Annotated in this window: 18 protein-coding genes and 1 tRNA gene; 5 read left to right on the top strand and 14 right to left on the bottom strand. The window is 71.5% G+C overall.

Features of this window, described 5'->3' with window-relative positions:
• Nucleotides 1–16 precede the first annotated feature (16 nt).
• The 3 genes from FFG40_RS16150 to FFG40_RS16140 all read left to right on the top strand — a co-directional run bounded on the left by FFG40_RS16150 (nucleotide 17) and on the right by FFG40_RS16140 (nucleotide 2,436).
• The gene (locus FFG40_RS16150) at nucleotides 17–1,438 is read left to right on the top strand and encodes a glucose-6-phosphate dehydrogenase (RefSeq protein ID WP_138804094.1); all 1,422 of its coding nucleotides are present in this window, start codon (nucleotides 17–19) and stop codon (nucleotides 1,436–1,438) included.
• A 29-nt stretch (nucleotides 1,439–1,467) separates the two neighbouring features.
• A complete protein-coding gene (locus FFG40_RS16145; protein WP_138804095.1) occupies nucleotides 1,468–2,253 on the top strand; it encodes a dienelactone hydrolase family protein in 786 nt (261 codons plus the stop codon).
• Between the two features lie 110 nt (nucleotides 2,254–2,363).
• Nucleotides 2,364–2,436, top strand: a tRNA-Arg gene (locus tag FFG40_RS16140).
• Between the two features lie 77 nt (nucleotides 2,437–2,513).
• Here FFG40_RS16140 and FFG40_RS16135 read toward each other — a convergent pair.
• The 11 genes from FFG40_RS16135 to FFG40_RS16085 form a co-directional block, all read right to left on the bottom strand.
• Nucleotides 2,514–3,680: a N(5)-(carboxyethyl)ornithine synthase gene (locus FFG40_RS16135; RefSeq protein ID WP_138804096.1), complete on the bottom strand. Its 1,167-nt coding sequence runs from the start codon at nucleotides 3,678–3,680 to the stop codon at nucleotides 2,514–2,516.
• A gap of 51 nt (nucleotides 3,681–3,731) precedes the next feature.
• Nucleotides 3,732–4,361, bottom strand: coding sequence for a TetR/AcrR family transcriptional regulator (locus tag FFG40_RS16130; protein ID WP_138804097.1), 630 nt, complete (start codon nucleotides 4,359–4,361; stop codon nucleotides 3,732–3,734).
• A 92-nt stretch (nucleotides 4,362–4,453) separates the two neighbouring features.
• Complete coding sequence (aroQ, locus tag FFG40_RS16125) at nucleotides 4,454–5,134, bottom strand: gamma subclass chorismate mutase AroQ (protein ID WP_260678899.1); 681 nt, start codon at nucleotides 5,132–5,134, stop codon at nucleotides 4,454–4,456.
• Nucleotides 5,131–5,346 (bottom strand): hypothetical protein, encoded by a 216-nt coding sequence (locus FFG40_RS16120; RefSeq protein ID WP_138804098.1) that lies wholly within the window; start codon nucleotides 5,344–5,346, stop codon nucleotides 5,131–5,133. The genes aroQ and FFG40_RS16120 overlap by 4 nt, the downstream gene beginning before the upstream one ends.
• A gap of 29 nt (nucleotides 5,347–5,375) precedes the next feature.
• Nucleotides 5,376–7,037 (bottom strand): glycoside hydrolase domain-containing protein, encoded by a 1,662-nt coding sequence (locus tag FFG40_RS16115; RefSeq protein ID WP_138804099.1) that lies wholly within the window; start codon nucleotides 7,035–7,037, stop codon nucleotides 5,376–5,378.
• 171 nt (nucleotides 7,038–7,208) lie between these two features.
• Nucleotides 7,209–9,335, bottom strand: a complete 2,127-nt coding sequence (locus FFG40_RS16110) for an acyltransferase family protein (RefSeq protein ID WP_185974215.1) — start codon at nucleotides 9,333–9,335, stop codon at nucleotides 7,209–7,211.
• A gap of 109 nt (nucleotides 9,336–9,444) precedes the next feature.
• A complete protein-coding gene (locus FFG40_RS16105; protein WP_138804101.1) occupies nucleotides 9,445–10,539 on the bottom strand; it encodes an alkene reductase in 1,095 nt (364 codons plus the stop codon).
• 64 nt (nucleotides 10,540–10,603) lie between these two features.
• Entirely contained in the window at nucleotides 10,604–10,816 is a 213-nt protein-coding gene (locus FFG40_RS16100; RefSeq protein ID WP_027466129.1) for a hypothetical protein, read from the bottom strand.
• Between the two features lie 51 nt (nucleotides 10,817–10,867).
• Nucleotides 10,868–11,311: a MarR family winged helix-turn-helix transcriptional regulator gene (locus FFG40_RS16095; RefSeq protein WP_017888357.1), complete on the bottom strand. Its 444-nt coding sequence runs from the start codon at nucleotides 11,309–11,311 to the stop codon at nucleotides 10,868–10,870.
• 134 nt (nucleotides 11,312–11,445) lie between these two features.
• Complete coding sequence (locus FFG40_RS16090; RefSeq protein ID WP_138804102.1) at nucleotides 11,446–14,097, bottom strand: MMPL family transporter; 2,652 nt, start codon at nucleotides 14,095–14,097, stop codon at nucleotides 11,446–11,448.
• Between the two features lie 87 nt (nucleotides 14,098–14,184).
• Nucleotides 14,185–14,823, bottom strand: a complete 639-nt coding sequence (locus FFG40_RS16085; protein WP_027466131.1) for a TetR/AcrR family transcriptional regulator — start codon at nucleotides 14,821–14,823, stop codon at nucleotides 14,185–14,187.
• 185 nt (nucleotides 14,824–15,008) lie between these two features.
• On the opposite strand from FFG40_RS16085, the gene FFG40_RS16080 reads away from it, so the two are divergent.
• A complete protein-coding gene (locus FFG40_RS16080) occupies nucleotides 15,009–16,490 on the top strand; it encodes a mannitol dehydrogenase family protein (protein WP_138804103.1) in 1,482 nt (493 codons plus the stop codon).
• Nucleotides 16,491–16,574: 84 nt separating this feature from the next.
• Here the strand turns inward: FFG40_RS16080 and FFG40_RS16075 are convergent, their stop codons facing one another.
• Nucleotides 16,575–17,132 (bottom strand): GNAT family N-acetyltransferase, encoded by a 558-nt coding sequence (locus tag FFG40_RS16075; protein WP_138804104.1) that lies wholly within the window; start codon nucleotides 17,130–17,132, stop codon nucleotides 16,575–16,577.
• 87 nt (nucleotides 17,133–17,219) lie between these two features.
• Between FFG40_RS16075 and bla the strand changes: the two genes are divergently transcribed.
• On the top strand, nucleotides 17,220–18,137 hold the full coding sequence (gene bla / locus FFG40_RS16070) for a class A beta-lactamase (protein WP_395876614.1): 918 nt from the start codon (nucleotides 17,220–17,222) through the stop codon (nucleotides 18,135–18,137).
• A 46-nt stretch (nucleotides 18,138–18,183) separates the two neighbouring features.
• Here the strand turns inward: bla and FFG40_RS16065 are convergent, their stop codons facing one another.
• Nucleotides 18,184–19,173, bottom strand: a complete 990-nt coding sequence (locus FFG40_RS16065; RefSeq protein WP_111057625.1) for an alpha/beta hydrolase — start codon at nucleotides 19,171–19,173, stop codon at nucleotides 18,184–18,186.
• 59 nt (nucleotides 19,174–19,232) lie between these two features.
• Nucleotides 19,233–20,165, bottom strand: a complete 933-nt coding sequence (locus FFG40_RS16060) for an NADP-dependent oxidoreductase (protein WP_138804106.1) — start codon at nucleotides 20,163–20,165, stop codon at nucleotides 19,233–19,235.
• Nucleotides 20,166–20,178 lie beyond the last annotated feature (13 nt).

Here is a 20,178-nt window from a genome sequence, read left to right as displayed (position 1 = left end):
GAGTACGGTCTGCAGCATGTCGAGCCTCCAGACCAGCCTGCTCATCCTCGGAGCCAGCGGCGACCTGTCCAAGCGCCTGCTCCTGCCCGGCCTCGCCACCCTGCTCCAGGTGAAGGACGACTGGGACGTCCAGCTCGTCGGGGCCGGTGTCGAGGACCTGTCCGACGCCGACTGGAAGGCGCAGGTGCGCGAGTCCTTCGAGAACGCGCAGGCGTCCAAGAACGAGGAGGACGAGGGCGCCTCGGGGGAGACGTCACTGCCGGACCGACTGCAGGCCGTGGTCGACGCCTCGACCTACCGGAAGGCCGACGTCACGGACCCGGACGACCTGCGGGCACTGCTCGCCGCGTGCGACCACGACCCCGCGATCTACTTCGCACTGCCGCCGGCGGTCACCGAGAAGAGCTGCGAGCAGCTCGCCCACCTCGACCTGCCCGCCGGCACCCGCCTGGCGCTCGAGAAGCCGTTCGGCACCGACGCCGACAGCGCCTCGCACCTCAACGACCTGCTGCACTCGTTCATCCCCGAGGAGCGCATCCACCGCGTCGACCACTTCCTCGGCCGCTCCACCGTGCTCAACCTGCTCGGGCTGCGCTTCGCCAACCGCATCATCGAGCCGCTGCTGTCGTCGCAGCACGTCGAGCGCGTCGACATCGTCTACGACGAGACCCTCGGGCTCGAGGGCCGGGCGCGCTACTACGACAAGGCCGGGGCGCTCACCGACATGATCCAGAGCCACCTGCTGCAGGTGATGGCCGTCGTCGCGATGGAGGCCCCCGCCTCGATCAATGCCGACGACCTGCGCACCCAGAAGGAGCTCGTGCTGCGGGCCGTCCGGCCGTGGGGTGGCGACGTCGTCACCGCGGGCAAGCGCGCCCGGTACACCGCCGGCACCGTCGGGGACCGCCAGCTGCCGTCGTACGTCGACGAGGACGGCGTGGACCCGTCGCTCGGCACCGAGACCCTCGCCCAGCTCACCCTGGAGATCGCGAACTGGCGATGGGCCGGCGTCCCGTTCACCCTGCGGTCCGGCAAGGCGCTCGCCGCGCAGCGCCGCGAGATCGTCATCACGTTCAAGGACTCCCCGCACGTGCCCGAGGGGCTCACCGGCACCGAGCTGCCCGACCGGCTGCGCATCTGGATCGCCCCGGACGAGATGCAGCTCGAGCTCAACGTCAACGGCGCCGGAGACCCGTACACGATCGACCACACGAGCCTCGAGGTGACCTTCAACCCCGGGCGTCTGAGCGCCTACGGCGAGGTGCTGGCCGGCGTGCTCGAGGGTGACGCCACGCTGTCGGTCCGCGGCGACAGCGCCGTGCAGGGCTGGAAGGTCGTCGGCCCGTTCCTCGACGCGTGGAAGGCCGGCAAGGCGCCCCTCGACGAGTACGCCGCCGGGTCCGTCGGCCCCGACGGCTGGGACAACATCGAGGCCTGAGACCGAGCGGCGGCGTAGCGTCGGGCGACGTGAACACCACCGACGACGTCCTGCAGACCGTTCCCGAACCCGCCGGCGCCGACATCCGTGTCGACGACGTCTCCTACGACCACGAGGGCACCGAACTGCTCGGTGTGCTCGCGAAGGACGCCGCGATCGCGGGCCGTCGTCCGGCCGTCCTCGTCGTGCACGACTGGCACGGCGTGAACGAGCACGTCGAAGCACGGGTGACGATGCTCGCCCGACTGGGCTACGTCGCCTTCGGCGCGGACATCTACGGAGCGGGCGTCCGCCCGGGTGACGACACCGCGGCCCAGGTCGCCGGCGGTTTCTACCAGGACCTGCCGCTGCTGCGGGCCCGCGCCACCGCCGGACTCGAGCGACTGCTCGCCGACCCGGACGTCGACCCCGCCCGCGTCGTCGTCATGGGGTACTGCTTCGGCGGCTCGACCGCACTCGAACTCGCACGGACCGGGGCCGACCTGGTCGGTGCCGTGGCGTTCCACGGCGGCCTCATCGCGCACGACCCCTCGGACGCCGCTGACATCCGGGCGAAGCTGCTCGTCCTGACCGGGGGCGCCGACCCCGTCGTGCCGGACGAGGCCGTGCACGCGTGGCAGGACGAGATGCGGGCGGCGCCGGACGTCGACTGGCAGGTCGTGACGTACTCGGGCGCGATGCACGCGTTCGCGGTGCCCGGTACCGACGCCCCGGACCACGGCGCGCAGTACCAGGAGCGCGCCGACCGCCGATCGTGGCAGGCGCTCCGGGTGTTCCTGGCCGAGGTGTTCGACGAGGAGCCCGCGGCGCTGTGACGGTGCGGCCGTGGGAGACCGCCCGCGACACGCCGAGCACGGGGGCCGGAGCGCCTCGATTGGCGCCCGGGCCGCACCTGTTGTAGAGTCTTCCACGGCCGCAAGGCCACGCGCTCGTAGCTCAATGGATAGAGCATCTGACTACGGATCAGAAGGTTGGGGGTTCGAGTCCCTTCGAGCGCACAGGCAAGCAGGAAGACGAAAGGCCCCGGTGGATTCCACCGGGGCCTTCGTCGTTCCGGCGTTCCGGCCGGCGTGGGTCAGTCCGCGGCGCGGTGCGGGTACTCCGCCGAGCGCCCCTGGAACGCGAGGATCGCCGGGTTGCGGATGTGCCCGTCCTCGATCTCGATCGCCCGACGGATCGTCTCCGACCCCGCCCAGGCTCCGCTGCCGGACATCACGGTCCGCAGGAACGGCAGCAGCGCCTCGCTGATCTCCCAGGTCGACGAGTTCCAGAGCAGCGAGGGGCTGTGGTCGACGGCGTAGTAGTTGGTCGTGTCGCCGACGGTGGTCAACGGTTCTGCGAAGGACGTCGGACGGGCCCAGCTGAAGCCCATGCCCTCGTCGATGGACACGTCGACGATGAGGCTCCCCGGACGGAACGCGCTCAAGTCCTCGACGTCCAGGAACACGAGGGGTGCGTTCGGGTCCTGGAGCGTGCAGTTCACGACGATGTCGTTCTCGGCCAGGTACGGCGCCAGCGGCACCGGCCCGTCAGGGGTCGTGACCACCAGCTCCGACGGTGACGCGTCGTCGGGTCCGAAGCGCAGGATGTCGACGGACGGGATGGGTGACCCGACCGCTGCGACGTCCCGGTTCGTCAGGACACGGACGTCGTGGATGCCGTGGGCGTTCAGGGCGGTCACGGCCCCGCGGGCGGTGGCACCGAACCCGATGACGACCGCGGTGAGGCGTCGCCCGTAGTCACCCGTCGACCCGCAGAGCTGCAGCGCGTGGATCACCGAGCAGTAGCCGGCGAGCTCGTTGTTCTTGTGGAACACGTGCAGGCTGAAGCCACCGTCGTCACGCCAGTGGTTCATCGCCTCCCACGCGATCAGTGCCAGGCGCTTGTCCACCGCGAGCTGCGTGAGCTCGCGGTCCTGCACGCAGTGCGGCCACCCCCAGAGGGTCTGACCGTCCCGCAGGTCCGCGAGGTCGGCCGCCAGGGGCTTGGGCAGCAGGACGACATCGGCCGTCGCGATCACCTGTTCGCGGTCGGCCATCGCGCCGACGAGGGGTTCGAGCTGCTCGTCGGGGACACCGAAGCGGCGGCCGTACCCGCGCTCGAGCGTCATCGCCGCTCGCAGGTCGGGATCGATGCGCTCGAGGTGCGCGGGGTGGATCGGCAGGCGACGCTCGTCGGCCTTCCGGGAGTCGGCGAGCACCCCGAGGTGGAGCAACTGGTGCGCTGGCGCTGTTTCGGTCATGGTGCACTGTACGGTGCGGCTCGACCAGGAGCGCACCGGACGGGCGACCGGTCAGGGACTCGGCGTGTACGGCTGGGCCGCCGCGATGACCTCGGACGCACCGGCGATGCCGAACGACGTGAAGAGCGGTGCCCACAGCGCCTTGAGCTGCGCCACGAGCTCGTCGTCGGTCAGCTGCGTCGAACCGTCCACCATGCCCAGCGTCGTGTTGAGGAGCAGCAGGACGGAAGGCTGGACCGCGGCCGCGTCGACGTCCGCCGCCGCGACCCCGGCGCTGACGAGCTCGCCCCGCGTCATCTCGAACCAGTCGAAGCCGCGCGGCACCGGCACGCCGGCCTTGCCGAGTTCGTGCAGGAGCCGGACCGCGCCGCCCGCCACCGAGCCCCGGCGGACGTCCATCCCGGTGGTCAGGAGGAACACCGTCAGCCGCTCGATGCCGGGCTGCGCGGGGAGTGCGTCGAAGAGTTCACGCCAGCGCTGCTGCTGCAGTTCGATGACGGCCGTCGCCAGGTCCTTCTTCGACGGGAACAGGTGGTACCCGATCGCCGACTTCGGCTTGCCCATCGCCTCGGCGACACGGGAGAACGTGGTCGCCTCGTAGCCGAAGGCCGCGAACTGCTGCCCCGCGGCGTCGATGATGGCTCGTCGAGACGCCTCCATGGCGAGCTGCCGCTGGTTCATCTGGCGCGGTGTCCTTCCTCGCCCGGAGTCGAGCGATCAGTGAACACCACATCCTAGGGCCGCTCATGACGACGGCTCGTCCCCTGCCCGCGTCAGGCGGCGCAGAACGTGTGCCAGGCCACGTCGATCCCCTTCCGGTGCAGCGAGTCGAGTCCGACGTCGAGGTGCTTCCGCTCCGCGTCCACCAGGTGCGCGCACCGGTGGTCCTGGGCGACGGTCTGGACCTGGCCGAGCGCGGTCACCAGGTCCGTGTCGATGGCGTCGAGCTGAGGCCGGATGGTGGCCAGGTCCGGTGCCGTCGTGGGTGCGGTCCACGGGTTGTGCGTCCAGTGGTTGATGAGGCCACGCTGGACGACCTTGCTCGCGGCGATCTGCGCGCGGATCACCCGGGTCACCAGGACGGGGTCGACGCCCTGCTGCTCCGCCAGGGTCACCGCTTCGTCGACGACGGCCTGTTCGCGCGCCGGGTCGGCGACCGGCTTGCCGCTGAGCCACTTCGACTCCGCCACGGGGTCGGCGAGCTCCAGCCGTCGGAGGATGAGCGCGCCGATGGTGTCGAGCTCTGCCGTCGACGCCGCGGGACGGGAACCGTCGTGGGAGATGGTCATCGTGGAACCCGTCGGTTCGGCGGACGTGGGCAGGGGGTCGGCGTTCGCCGCCGTGGTCGGCAGGGCGATGCCCGCCGCGAGCAGCCCGAGGGTCAGGGCCGTCGCGGCGGTCCGACGGCTGCGGTGCCGGGCGGTGGTCGGGGTGGTGTGGTGTGCGGTGTTCACGGGGTTTCCTTCCCGAACCGGCGCCGGAAGCGTCGGGTCAGATCGTCGATGATCGGTTTGATGACCTCGTCGTAGAACGGGTAGACGCCGAAGTGGTCGGCGCCCTCGTCGCAGTAGCAGTCCATCGAGATCGCCTCCTCGAAGTTCGAGAAGACGTAGGTGGCACGGTGCGGGAACGCGGCGCGCGGCTCACGCGGGGTCGTGGTGGTCACGGCGGTGCTCGATCCCGGTCGGCAGCCGGTCAGCCGACCAGCCGAGCCGCGGGGACGCCGGGGTCGCGCCCGGAGTCCACCACGGCGTCGATCTCGGTGGATCCCTTGCCCGACCCGACCGTGCGGTTCTGGATCTGGTTGAGCGACCAGTTGCCCGGTAGGGGCTCGAGCTGGTTGCCCGCCCAGGCCGGTGACATCCCGGCGACGAACGAGAAGTGTGCGAGTCCGGCGCTGCTCACGGCGGTGCACGTGGCGCGGGAGCCGTAGACGCCCGCCTTGTACAGGTTCCCGCGGTCCCGCAGGCCGGCGGCGACGCCGCGGAAGTACGGCACCACGAGCGACTCGTCCTGCGCCGCCGAAGCGTCGAAGTCGGCGGCGAAGTAGACGGTGGTCTGCTTCGGGATCCCGAGCTGTCGGGCGGCGTCGTGGGCGCGGTGGGCGTCGCGGACACCCTGCTCCTCGGTGAACCACGAGGCAGTGAACCCGCCTTCCTCGAAGATCGGCCACAGCCCGAGCCCGGCGCTCGCCATCGCGCGGAGTTCGTCGGGGGTCAGGGCCTTGTCGAGTGCTCCGGACTGCTGGTGGTTGGTGAGGTAGCGGCCGACGCCGGTGGCACCGGACGCACGGACGGCGGCCGCACTGGCGTCGTCGAGGCGCACCGCGGTGTCGGCACCGGTCGTCGCGCGGTCGGGATCACCCGTGCTCGCGGCCAGGGCTGCCCACGTGCCGGCGTCGCACGTCCCGGTCTGCTCGGCCGGCGGGAACGCCTGGAACTGCTGGAACGCACGGACCACCGCGGCGTCCGCTGCCGAGTAGGCGCTGCTGAACACGACGCGCTCGCCGTTCAGCACCAGGAGCGCCTTGACGAGCAGCACCCAGGCGCCGGTTGCCCCGACCGCGACGACGCTCGGTCCCGCGGCACGGAGTGCGGCAGCCGTCCCCGGTCCCCAGGCGCCGTCGACCGTGACACCGACCGCGACCTGCACCGCGCGGATCGCGGCCGAGTACGTGCTCGTGTCGACGAGCCCGCTCGTGCTGCCGTACGCGCCGCCGGTCGCCTCGGCGTAGGTGCGGTTGAGGTACTGCTGCACCGCGCGCACCGATCGGGATCCGCCGGAGGTGAGCCGGACCGGGTCGACGGTCAGGAGGGCGCCGAACAGGTGGGCCGACAGCGGGAGCGCGCCGGGCTCGGCACCCAGGTCGGACCGGAGCGCCTGCACGGCCGCGACGGTGGCCGCGTCGTACTCGCCGGTGAGCGTCACGGTCGCAGCACCCTTGCAGACGAGTCCGGCCTGGACGAGCCGGCACCAGGTCGCGGCGTCGGCACCCGTCTCGGCCCCGACGTCGCCGTGCTGCTCGAGCTTCCGACGGGTCGTCGGCCCGAGCGTCGCGACGACGGGGGAGATGCCGAGGAGCGACTGGGTGGCCTGCACGATCCCGAGCACGGTGCCGCTGCCGGTCAGTCCGTCCTCGTCGACGTGCACCCACCCGTGCAGGTGCCCGAAGGTCGTGTTGAGCCAGCGCTGCACGGCGAGCACGCCCGAGTCGGAGGTACCGGAGGAACCGGTCGATCCGGTGGAGTCCGCCGCGCCGGACGGGGTGGCGGCGTCGGCCGGGGCCGCGAGTGCGGTCGTGACGAGCGGGACGGCGGCGGTGATGCCGATGAGCGCAGTTCGGCGCGAGATGTGCACGGGGGTGCCCCTTCAGTTGCCTCGAGCGTCCGCTGACCGTCGATCGCACTGTGCGATGCTGATGGCCGCGGCATGGTCCGAGCAACTTCGTCCCTCAACTTGGGACGGTCCTGCAATTCGAAAGACGATCGTCTGATGAAGCGCTCAGTCCGGCCGCTCGGGCTGCCCTCCTCAGTGCGCGAACGCCGCCAAGCGGTCCTGCAGCCCGCGCTCCAGGTACGGCGCGAGCGACGAGGCCCACGTCGCCGTCACGTGCGACTTGTCGCGGTAGACCAGCACGCCGCCGATCACCGCCGGGCAGGTCGTCGCGGTGCAGTAGTGGTCCGTCAGGTCGACCTCCGCGGCGTGACCCCCGGCGGCCCTGAACGCCCGCACGGCGTCGTCCGTCGAGTCGGTCTGCCGGAAGGCCTCTGAGCGCGGCTGGTCGCACGAGCTGTTCGTCGGTCCGGACATCCTGCTCACGCACTCCACGACGTCGGGTCGGGGCACCGGGTTGTCGCGGATGGCGATCACCGGCAGGTCGTCGCCGGCCGCCTGCTCCCAGGCATCGACGAGGCCGTCGCGGGTCGCCGCGTCGCGGGCTGCGCCGGCGGGCAGGTCGACCGGTCGCTGGGTGGCCGAGTGGGTGACGACCAGGGCGTCGGCGTCCCGGTGGGCTCGGACGAAGTCGATCGCCTGGTGCTTCCAGTCGTCGCACTTGCGCATGGAGTCGGTGCTGACGGAGCTCTGTCGCGCGGTGGTGAGGTAGCACCCACCGGTGCCCGCCAGGTCGATCCGCCACCCGTTGTCGTCGGCGATCCGCTCGTACGCTCCGAGCAGGGCGTTGCTGTGCGAGTCGCCGATCACGACGAGGTGCTTCGACCACCCGGTCGCCTTGCCCAGGACGCAGGTCGTGAAGACCTCGTTCCAGCACTCGCCACGGTTCGCGTCGTCGCGTGCGGCCGAAGCGGGGGCGGGGATGCGCACGTCGGCCAGGCTCGGGTCGACGCAGGGGTGCGCGGAGCCGATGAGCGCCGCCGCACCGATGCACGACGGGTCGTCCTGGCCACGCTGGCTGGTGAGCTGCTTCGTGAGTTGCTGCGTGGCGCGCTCGGCCTGCACGTCCTGGACGTGGACGACGGTCAGGGTCGCGGCACCGAGGGTGGCGACGGTGAAGGTGCAGATGACGCCGAGCGCGACGGTGCCCTGCGGCCGGAGGTCGCGCATCCAGGCCGAGAACCGGACGGGTTCCTCGAACCAGACGGTCGTGACCGCGGCCAGTCCGAAGGAGACGAGCAGGACAGCGGCGCTGGTCGCCCAGCCGAGCGGGTGTCCGAGGGCGATCGGCAGGATCACGACGAGCGGCCAGTGCCACAGGTAGAGCGAGTACGAGATGCGCCCGGTGAACGCGATCGGGGCGAGGGCGCCGAGCGTCGCGAACACGGTGCTCCCACCGAAGAGCACCATGAGGGTGGCCCCCGCGACGGGGAGCAGTGCGGCGACACCGGGGAACGGCGTGCCGGGGCCGATGGCGACGAGCGACAGGACGAGCGCGGCGGCACCGGTGCTCGCCAGCACGAGGCGTACCCGTCGGGCGACGTCGGTGCGGACCTCGGGCAGACGGACGGTGGCGGCGAGCCCGCCGAGGGCGAACTCCCACGCGCGGGTGCCGGTGGAGAAGTACGCGACGCCGGGGTTCGTGCTGGTCTGCACGATGCTCCAGGCGAGCGACAGCACGACGACGCCGCCGAGCAGCAGTCGCGCGGTCGTCAGGGGCGAGCAGCGCCGACGGACGAGGAACCCGAGCCCGATCAGCGCCAGGGGCAGCGCGATGTAGAACTGCTCCTCGACGGACAGCGACCAGAAGTGCTGGAAGGGCGAGGGATCGTTCGTCGAGGCCAGGTAGTCGACCGCGCTCGCCGCCAGCTCCCAGTTCTGCAGGTAGATCGTCGACGCGATGAGTTCGCGCCCGTACTGGCCCCAGAGCGTGTTGGGCACGGCCACCAGGACGGCGCCGCCCGTGACCAGGATCGTCAGGAACGCGCCGGGGAGGAGACGCTTCGCCCGGCGCGACCAGAACCGGCCGAGGCGGATGGCGCCGGTCGCGAGCTGTTCGCGCACCAGGTGTCCGGTGATGAGGAAACCGGAGATCACGAAGAAGACGTCGACGCCGACGAACCCACCGCGGAGCGCGTGTGGCCACAGGTGGTAGACGACGACCGACAGGACCGCGAAGGCGCGGAGCCCCTGGATGTCCCACCGCGTCGTGTCGCGCGCCTGGTGCGCGGGGCCGCGCTCGCCCGACGTTGCAGTGTTCACTGCCACGATCCTACGAGAAGCGTGTGTCGCCTCGGAACCATCCCCGCAACCGACGGGAGGTCCGTGGCGACACCGCCACGGGCCTCCCGTCCGTCAGGTGGTGCGTCGACTACGCGACGGTCGCGCGCGCCTCGGCCAGCGACGGGTAGTCGGTGTAGCCCTCGGCGGTCGCGCCGTAGAAGAGCTCCGGGCGGGGCTCGTTGAGCTCGGCGTCGTGCTCCCAGCGGTGCGCGAGGTCCGGGTTGGCGATCGCGGCGCGGCCCACGGCGACGGCGTCGGCGTGGTCGCCCTCGACGATCGCGATGGCCTCGTCGCGGGTGGTGAGCGACGAGAAGCCCGAGTTCACGATGAACGGCGCACCCGCGGTGCGGCGGACGTGCTGCACCAGGTCGCCGGTCGGCTCGGCGTGCAGGACGTCGACGAAGGCGAGCCCCAGCGGCGCGAGGCCCTCGGCGACGGCGGTGTAGGTGGCGCGGACGTCGTCGGCGTCGTCCTCGATGACGCCCTGGATCCCGTGCTCGGGCGACAGGCGGATGCCGGTGCGGTCGGCGCCGATGGCCTCGGCGATGGCGATGGTGACCTCGATCGCGAAGCGCGCGCGGTTCTCCGGGGAGCCGCCGTACTGGTCGGTGCGGGTGTTCGACACCGGCGACATGAACTCGTGCACCAGGTAGCCGTTGGCGCCGTGGACCTCGACGCCGTCGAGCCCGGCGGCGATCGCGTTGCGGGCGGCCTGCACGAAGCCCTGCACGGCCTCCTGCACCTCGGCGGTGGTCAGCTCGTGCGGGACGGGCATGTCGGCCTTCGAGCCGTCGGCCAGGTGCGTCTGCCCGGGGGCGGCGATGGCGGACGGGGCGACGATGCGCGGGGTCTGCGAGATGTCGGTGTGCGAGACGCGGCCGCCGTGCATGAGCTGCATGACGATCGTGCCGCCGGCGGCGTGCACGGCGTCGGTCACGCGGCGCCAGCCGGCGATCTGGTCGTCGGTCTCGATGCCGGGCTGCCCGGGGTAGGAGCGGCCCTCCTGCACGGGCCAGGTGCCCTCGGTGATGATCATGCCGAGGCCGGCGCGCTGCCGGTAGTGCTCGACGAGCAGGTCGTTCGGGACGCCGTGCTCGCCGGCGCGGGTCCGCGTGAGCGGGGCCATGACGACGCGGTTCGACAGGGACAAGGCGCCGATGGAGGCGGGTTCGAAGAGCTTCACCTCAGGGCGAACGACGAGTTGTCCGATGCAATTCCGCCTCGGAGCACTTCTTCAGGCAGCGCGGTCAGTCGCGTGGGCACACCAGCGTCGACGAGCGGACCTGGCCCTCGGGCCGGATCACCTGGTGCTGCGAGAGGGGCTTGCCGCACAGGGGGCACCCCCGGTCGATCGTCCGGTCGTCGATGCCCTCGGGGCGACCGGCGCCGATCTGCGAGGGGCCCATCTTGTTGATGAGCGTCGTGTTCCACCGTTCGTACCACTGGCCGAAGCGTCCCACGGTGCATCCTTTCGTTCGTGCACGAATCATTATGGCACCGATGGCCGCGGATCACACCTGGTCGACGCGCTCCAGCAGCTCGGTCAGCTCGTCCTTCAGGGACTCGAGCCGGGCGAGTGGCCACCCGAGCCGGTCGGCGACGGCGAGCGGGACCGCCTGGGCGCGGTCGCGCAGGGCGTGCCCGGCGGTCGTCAGGGAGACCTCGAGCTGGCGTTCGTCGGCGGCGCTGCGCGTGCGGCGGACGTACCCGGAGGCCTCGAGTCGCTTGAGCAGCGGGCTCAGCGTCGCGGAGTCGAGTCGCAGTTCGCCGGCGATCTCGCGCACCGATCGCGGGTCCCGCTCCCACAGGGCGAGCATGACGAGGTACTGCGGGTGGGTCAGGCCCATCGGTTCGAGCAGGTCGCGGTACAGCCCGATGACGCTGCGGCTCGTCGCCGCGAGTGCGAAGCAGAGCTGCCGGTCGAGCGCGAGCGGGTCCGGGGCGGTCTGGGTCATGCGTTCAGGGTACTTCGTTCGTGCACGAAGTGGCGTGCTCGCGACCCGGGGCGGTGGGCGCGACGGCCTGGAGGCCCGGTGCCGGTCTCGTGGACCGGCACCGGGCCTCCAGGGTGGTGGCGCTGGTGCGTCGACTACGCGCGGTGCGCGGGCGGGTGCCCCGAGTCGTGCGCATTCGCGTCCGGCTCCACGGGGAGCGCGTGGGTGCCGGTGTGCGTGTCCTCGTGGCCGGCCACCGGGTGGGTGCGCTCGAGCTTCGCGCCCTCCACGTCGACGTCCGGCACGATGCGGTCGAGCCACTTCGGGAACCACCAGGCGCTCTTGCCGAGCAGGTGCATCGCCGACGGGATGAGCAGCATGCGGACGACGAAGGCGTCGATCAGCACACCGAACGCCAGCCCGAAGCCGATCGGCTTGATGGTGGACGAGTCCGAGAAGATGAAGCCCGCGAACACGGAGATCATGATGATCGCCGCCGCCGTGACCACCGCGCGACCCGCGTGCAGACCGCGCTGGACGGCCACCTTCGCGCTCGCACCGTGGGCGTAGGCCTCACGCATGCCGGACACCAGGAACAGCTGGTAGTCCATCGCCAGACCGAACAGGATGCCGATCTCGATGATGGGCAGGAAGCTCAGGATCGGTGCCGGGTCGTGCACACCGAAGACCGAGCCGAGCCAGCCGAACTGGTAGATCGCGGTCAGTCCACCGAACGACGCCAGCACGGAAAGGATGAACCCGGCGGTGGCGGTGATCGGCACGAGGAACGACCGGAACACGATGATCAGGATGATCAGCGACAGCCCGACGACCACCACGAGGTAGAGCGGCAGCACGTTCGAGAGCTTCTCGGACACGTCGATGTTCGCCGACGCGTTGCCGGCGACGCCGAGCGTGACCTTGCCGTCGTCGGTGGAGACGGTCTGCTCGCGCAGGTCCTTCACGACGTTCTCGGTGGAGACGCTGTCCGGGCCGCCGGCGGGCTTCACCTGGAACGCGATGATGTCGCGGTCCTTCGAGGCCCCGATCGGCAGGACGGCCTCCACGTCGTCGTTCTTCGCGATCGCCTGGCCGATGGTGACCTCGGTCGCGGTGACGTCGCTCTTGCTGATCGACTCCGGCAGGGTCGCCACGACGAGCAGCGGGCCGTTCTGACCGGCGCCGAACTCCTTCTCGAGCGTCTTGTAGGCCTTGTACTGGCTCGACTCGACGGCCTCGGACGAACCGCTCGGCAGGCCGAGGCGCATCTGGGTCGCGGGCAGGGCGATGGTGCCGAGCACCGCGACGCCGAGGACGAGCGTGATGACCGCGCGCCAGCTCGACATCGGCTTGTTCGGGATCCGCGTGGAGTCGGTGTTGCCGATCTTCGCGCGCTCCTTCTTCCGCAGGATCCGCATGCCGATGAGCGACAGCAGGGCCGGGGTGAACGAGGTCGCGATGAGGATCGCGAAGAGCACCGCGACCGCACCGACCGTGCCCATCAGGCCGAGGAACGGGATGCCGGTGATGTTCAGCGCGAGCAGCGCGACGATGACCGTCGCACCGGCGAACACCACGGCGTTGCCCGAGGTGCCGTTCGCGAGCCCGATCGACTCGTGCACCTGCATGCCCTGCTTCAGCTGGGTCCGGTGCCGGTTCAGGATGAACAGCGAGTAGTCGATGCCGACCGCCAGGCCCAGCATCACCCCCAGCACCGGCGTGACCGAGATGAACTCGACGACGCTCGAGAACGACAGGGCGGTGAGCGAAGCGACTCCGACGCCGAGGACGGCGCTGACGAGCGGGACCGCGGCGCCGATGACGGTGCGGAGCATCAGGAGCAGCACGATCGCGGCGATGATGACACCGCCGATCTCACCCGGGCCGAGGATCGACGGCACGCCCTGTGCGATGTCGTTCGAGACGTACACGTTGACACCCTGGATGTCGGCCGACTCGGCGTCGTCCGCGATGGCGGTCTTCGTGTCCGCGGGAACCTCGTAGGTCGACTTCGTGAACTGCACGGTGCCGATCGCGGCGCTGCCGTTGTCCGACACGAAGCGGATGTCCTTCGACAGGTCGAGCAGGTCCGAGCCCTGTTCGAGCTGCTGCTCGTTGTCGTCGAGCTTCTGCTTGTTCGTGTCGATCGTCTTCTGGGCGGTCGCGATCTGCTGCGCTCCGGCGTCGATCTGGGCCTGCTGGGCGTCGATCTGCGCCTGCGCCTGCTGGAGCTGGGCGGCCGCGGCCTGCGCCTGTGCGGCGGGGACGGCCGCGCCGCCGGCTGCCTGCGCCTGGGCCTTCTGCGCGTCGAGCTGCGCCTGGGCGTCCTGGATCTTCTGCTTGCCGGACTCGAGCTGCGCCTTCTGGGCGTCGAGCTGCTGCTGGCCGGTCTCGATCTTCGCGCGACCGGACTCGATCTGGTCGCGCCCGTCGACGATCTTCTGCCGCTGGTCGTCGAGCTGCTTCTGGGTGGCGAAGCCGCTCGTCGTGCCCTTGACGCCGTCGAGCTTCTCGAGGCTGGTCAGGAAGTCGTCGATCTCGGACTGCTGCGACGACGAGAACGCCTTGCCGTCCTTCGTCTCGAAGACGATCGTGCCGTTGCCGCCGTTCGCCGACGGGAACTTGTCGGCGAGCTGGTCCTGCACCTGACTGGTCTTGGTGTTCGGGATCGTGATCGACGACGAGATCGTGCCGGCGAAGAGCGTGTACGTGACGCCCGCGACGGCCATGATCGCGACCCAGGTGATGATCACGAGCCAGTGGCGTCGTGCGGAGAACCGTCCGAGACGGTAGAGGAGACCGGCCATGCGGTTGCCTGCGGTCCTTTCGTTGTCAGGTGCTGGTGGTGCGGGGTGCGCCGGTGGACCCCTGGGGGATGAGGAGGTGGGGCGGTGTCAGTCGTCGGCCATGTAGCCGCTGCGGACGCTGTGCACGAGTCGGGCGAGCAGGTCGTCCCACGCGTCGAGCGCCGGCTGGTCGAGCTCGGGGCCGGACGTCGCCAGCCAGTGCTCCGCGATGACGACGATGCCGCTCATGAGCGACTCGACGAGCAGTGCGGCGTCGAGGGGGTCGGCGGCCGGGTAGCGCCGGGCGACCTCGTGCCGGAGCCGTTCGGTCACACGCGAGAACGCCGTCTGGGTCAGCACCGCGGCCTTCGGGTCGTCCTTGCCGGGGTCGCCGAGGATCCGGTACATGCTGGCGATCGCCGGAGCCAGGTCGGCACCGCGGGCGGCGGACTCGAGCTCGTCGAACATCGACGCCCGGCTGCCGTCGCCCACCGGGGTCCGGGCCATGTCGGCGAGGAACCGGTCGATGATGACGGACAGCTCCTGTTCGCACACGGCCAGCAGGACCTCGTCGAGCGAGGCGAAGTGGTTGAACACGGTGCGGCGGGCGATGTCCGCCCGGGCGGCGAGGTCGTCCACGCTGAAGTCGCGGCCGCCGCGCTCGTCGATCAGGTCGCGAGCGGCCTGCAGGATCGCCGCACGGTGCTTCGCCTTGAGGGCAGCACGGCGGTCGGTCGCGATGGTCACGAGATGGAACACTAGGTGCATCGATGCACTCGGTGCAACGAGGTTGAGTGCATCCCCAGGTTCGTCCCCCGGAGCAGAACGCCTGTGCTGCACCACTGTTCTGTCGGAGGGGTCGGGTGCCAGACTGGACGGACGAACCGCCGCGTCACCGCTCGCGGATCCGCCGCCGTACGAAGGAGTACCCGATGCCCGTCCGCCTGTCCCCGGAGACCCTCGACGAGATCGCCGCGAGCGGTGTCGCCGTGCCCACCTACGACCGCGACGGCATCACTGCCGGCATCGTCCACTTCGGCGTCGGCGGGTTCCACCGCGCGCACCAGGCGATGGTGATCGACCGGCTCCTGCAGCAGGGCGACGCCCGCGAGTACGGCATCTGCGGCGTCGGCGTGCTCGAGCAGGACCGTCGGATGGCGACCGCGATGGCCGAACAGGGCGGGCTGTACACACTCGTCCTCAAGCACCCGGACGGCACCCGCGAGTCCCGTGTCGTCGGCAGCATCGTCGAGTACCTGCTCGCCGTCGACGACCCCGACGCCGTCGTCGAGAAGATGGCGCACCCGGACACCAGGATCGTCAGCCTGACCATCACCGAGGGCGGCTACAACTTCGACCACGTCACCGGCGAGTTCGTCGCCGACGAGCCCGGCGTCGCGGCCGACCTGCGCGGCGACGGCCCGCCCCGCACGGTGTTCGGCCTGGTGGTCGAGGCACTGCGCCGCCGACGGGACCGCGGCCTCGACCCGTTCACCGTGATGTCCTGCGACAACATCCAGGGCAACGGGCACGTCGCCCGGTCGATGTTCACCGCCTACGCCCGGCTGCAGGACCCGGCCTTCGCGGACTGGATGGACGAGCACGTGGCGTTCCCGAACTCGATGGTCGACCGCATCACCCCGGTCACCGCCGACGAGGACCGCGCCTGGGTCCGCGACGAGCTCGGCATCGACGACGCCTGGCCTGTCGTCGCCGAACCGTTCTTCCAGTGGGTGCTCGAGGACGACCACCCCGCTGGCCGCCCGCCCTACGAGGACGCCGACGTCCAGCTCGTCGACGACGTCGAGCCGTACGAACTCATGAAGCTCCGGCTCCTCAACGCCAGCCACCAGGGGCTCTGCTACTTCGGGTACCTGTCCGGGTACCGCTACGCGCACGAGGCCACGCAGGACCCGGCGATCGCGACCTTCCTGCGCCGCTACATGGACGACGAGGGCACGCCGACGCTGCACCCGGTGCCCGGCATCGACCTGGAGGACTACAAGTCGACCCTCATCGAGCGCTTCCAGAACCCCGAGGTGCGCGACACCCTCGCCCGGCTCTGCGCCGAGTCGAGCGACCGGATCCCGAAGTGGCTGCTCCCCGTCGTGCGCGAGAACCTGGCCGCCGGTCGGCCCGTCACGCTGTCCGCCGGCATCGTCGCGTCGTGGGCCCGCTACGACGAGGGCACCGACGAGTCCGGTGAACCCATCGAGATCGTCGACCGGCTCGCCGAGCCCCTGCACCGCATCGCCCTGACCCAGCGCGAGGACCGCCTCGCCTTCATCGCGAACCGCCAGGTCTTCGGCGACCTGGTCGACGACGAACGGTTCGTCGCGGCGTACCGCGACGCCCTGGACGGGCTCATCGCGGACGGCGCGCACGCCACCGTGGCGCGCCTGTCGCGGTCCTGAGACGCGACCGACCGACGGACGGGAGGCCCGTGGCGGCGCCGCCACGGGCCTCCCGTCCGCCTGCTGGCGGCTGCCGTCAGCCGCTCACCGCGCGACGTCGTCCCACGGCACCGGGGTGGTCTCGCCCGTCTCCCAGTCGCGACGCAGCACGCCGTAGCCGACCGACCCGACGGCCGGGCCGCCGTCGACGGGCCACGCCTCGCGGTAGTGGGCCTCCTGCACCCACCCGGCGCGGACGAAGACCCGGCGCATGGCGGTGTTGTCCTCGCGGGTCTGGCCCTCGAAGCGCGTGATCGCCGGCATCGTCGTGAACACGTGGTCGGTCACCGCACGCAGGGCGGGGACCCCGAGGCCCCGACCCCGGAACCAACCGGCCAGGCGCAGGTCGAACAGGGGGACGGGATCGGCCAGGTCCTCGAGGCGGACCAGACCGATGCGGCCGTGGTCGTCGTGGTCGAGCCAGGAGGTGTCGTGCTCGTCGTCGCGGTAGGCACCGGAGTCGACGGCGCTCGCCGCGTCGGCCGCGCTGATGCGGCGTCGGACGTGGAACGGGAACTCCTCGGACGTCAGGAACGCGAGCAACTCCTGACGGTCGGCGCCGGTGGGGTCCAGGCGGGTGAGGTGGACGGCGGGAGCTGGCATGCCGCTCAGGGTAGTTGCACGGTCATCGGGCAGGCTCGGGGCGTGCGAGGTGGGACGGGGACGACGACCGCGGCCCTGACGGCGTTGGTGCTGGTCGGGCTGGTGGGGTGCTCCGGCGGCCCGGGTGGGGCGTCGACCGGGCCGACGTCGTCGGCGTCGGCGTCTGCGTCGACTTCTGCTTCGGGGTCGGCTTCGGGTTCGGCGGGACCGTCGACCGACCCGGCCACCGCCCGGGCCTTCGCGGCGCTGGAACGGCGGTACGACGCACGGCTCGGGGTCGTCGCCGTCGACACCGGGGACGGTCGGACGATCGCGCACCGTGCGGGGGAGCGGTTCGCGTTCGCGTCGACGGTCAAGGTGTTCATCGCGGCGGCGGTCCTCGGCGCCTCGTCCGACGCCGACCTGGCGACCGTCGTGCACTACGACCGCGGCGACCTGCTCGAGTACGCGCCCGTGACGAGCGAGCACGTCGACACCGGGATGACGGTGCGCGAGCTCATCGACGCCGCGCTCCGCTCCAGCGACAACACCGCGGCGAACCTGCTGGTGGAGCGGCTCGGCGGGCCGGACGCCGTCGAGCGGTGGCTGCGCGGCATCGGGGACCGGACGACGCGTGTCGACCGGGTCGAACCCGACCTGAACGAAGCGACCCCGGGTGACCGACGGGACACGACGACACCGGAGCGGTTCGCGGCGGACCTGGGGACCGTGCTGCTCGGGGACGCCCTCGACGCCACCGACCGGCGGGTGCTCCGCGAGGCGATGCTCGGCAACACGACCGGCGACGCGACGATCCGTGCCGGGGTGGACCCGTCGTGGCAGGTCGCCGACAAGACCGGCACGGCGTCCTCCGGGGTGCGGAACGACATCGCGATCGTGACGCCGCCCGGGCGGGCGCCCATCGTGCTCGTCGTGATGACGAGCCGGGCCGATCCCGGTGCGGAGCCGTCGGACGCGCTCGTCGCCGCGGCGACCCGTGTCGCGGTCGCCGGGCTGGCCGACTGAGTCGCACGCGTCGCGGGATCATCGTCGCGGGACTGTCGTCGCGGGACTAGCGGAGGGTGGTCGCCCAGCGCCCGATGGCGTCGTACGCCCGTTCCCGCACCTCCGGCGCGGACAGCACCACGTCGTGCAGGGCACCTTCGAGCCGGCGGACCGTGACCTCCTCGCCCAGGGAGAGCGAGCGGTGCGCCACCGTGTCGACGTTCAGGGCGACGTCGGCGCGCGCCATCCCGGGGTCCCACCGCGGCTGGAGCATGCTCTTGTCGCTCAGCATCACCAGGGTCGGGACCCCGATGCCGAGGCCCTTCTCGACCTGTGCCTGGCCGTCGAAGACCGCGGCGAGCCACCCGGGGTGCAGGGGGAAGCCGCGCTCCGGCCGCCACTTCTGTTCGTAGGTCCACGACCCCTCGCCCTCGGCCGAGACGGTGCGGGTGTAGAAGCCGGGGTCGACGGCGGGCATCGGAGCGAGGGGGTTCCGCCGGGCACCGAGCTTGATGACCGGTGCGACGATGGCCCGGCCGACCGCGGTGGCCTGGAACTCGAGCCACGGGCTGTTCAGCACGAGGCCGTGCACGAGCTCCGGGTGCCGGGCTGCCCAGAGCGACAGGGTCAGGCCACCCGTGGAGTGGCCCATCGGGACGAGCCGGCGGCGGTCCGAGCCGGGGTGCTCGGCCGAGATCGCGTCGAGCGCCGCGGCGATGTCCTCGTCGTACACGGCCAGGTCGTCGACCATGCCCGGGGTCTGGTACGGGCGCAGGCTCCGACCGTACTTCCGCAGGTCCAGCGCGTGGAACCGGGCACCGAGTCGCTCGAGGCGTTCGGCGAGCTCGACCTGGAAGAAGTAGTCCGACCAGCCGTGCACGTAGAGCACGTCGACCCCGTGCAGGGGCCCGCGGCCGTGCAGCAGCAGGTCCGTCGGGGTGTGCCGGCGGCGGACCAGGGTGGCGACGACGGGTCCCTCGGAGTCGGTGCCGAGCGGCAGTTCGAGCCGTTCGTACGGTGCTCCGAGCACGTCCTCGTGCCACCCCTGGTCCGTCATGCGCCGAGCGTATCCGGCGCTGCTGCGGGTGGTGCTGGTGCGGCGGGGTCGCGTTGCCGTCACCCGGCCAGGACCACGACCTTGCCGCTGATCCGTCCCGCGGCCGCCTCGGCGTGCAGCGACGGCAGTTCCGTCAGCGGGATGCGCCGGGTGACCTCGACCGTGAGCGCCCCGGTGTCGACCAGGGACACCAGCTCGGCCAGGCGTTCGCGGTTGCGCAGGACGAACACCGTCGCCGCCCGGACCCCGCGGGACTCGTCGCCCGGCGTGGACATGAACGCCGTGGTGCTGACGACCGCGCCGCCGTCGCGCACGACGTCGACGAGTGCCGCGAAGTCCTGTGGTTCGATCGGGGCGAGGTTGAGCAGTACGTCGACCGGCTGCGTCACGGCGGCGCGGACGTCGGTCGTGGTGTGGTCGATCACCTCGTGGGCGCCGGCTGCCCGGACGGCCTCGGTGCTGCGCGGACTCGCCGTCGCGATGACGTGGACCCCGGCGCGGACGGCGAGCTGGATCGCGTACTTCCCGACGACGCCGCCGGCGCCGGTGATCAGGACGCGCTGACCCGCCTCGAGCCGCCCGTCGTCGAACAGTGCCTGCCAGGCGGTGAGTGCCACCGAGGGCAGCGCCGCCGCGTCGGCCAGCGGGACGCTCGTCGGTGCGGCGACCACCGCATCGGCCGGTGCGACGACGTACTCGGCCGCCCCGCCGTCGAGCTCCATCGGCAGGAACGCGATGACGGCGTCCCCGATCGCGATGCCCTCGACGCCGTCGCCGAGCGCGTCCACGGTGCCGGACACGTCGTAGCCGGGGACGTGCGGCAGCTGGACCGGGATCGGCAGGAACCCGCCCCGCATCCCGTTGTCCGCCGCGTTGAACGCCGAGGCGGCGACGCGGAGTCGCACCTGCCCGGCGCCCGGGGTGGGCTGCTCGACGTCCTCGGTGCGGAGCACCTCGGGACCGCCGACCTCGTGGAACCGTACTGCCTGCATGATCGTGCCCTTC

Origin of the sequence: Curtobacterium sp. KBS0715 (genome assembly GCF_005938005.2) — a bacterium.
GTDB lineage: Bacteria > Actinomycetota > Actinomycetes > Actinomycetales > Microbacteriaceae > Curtobacterium > Curtobacterium flaccumfaciens.
The sequence above is the reverse complement of the archived record's forward strand: the minus strand, read 5'-3'. Positions and strand labels throughout refer to the sequence as shown.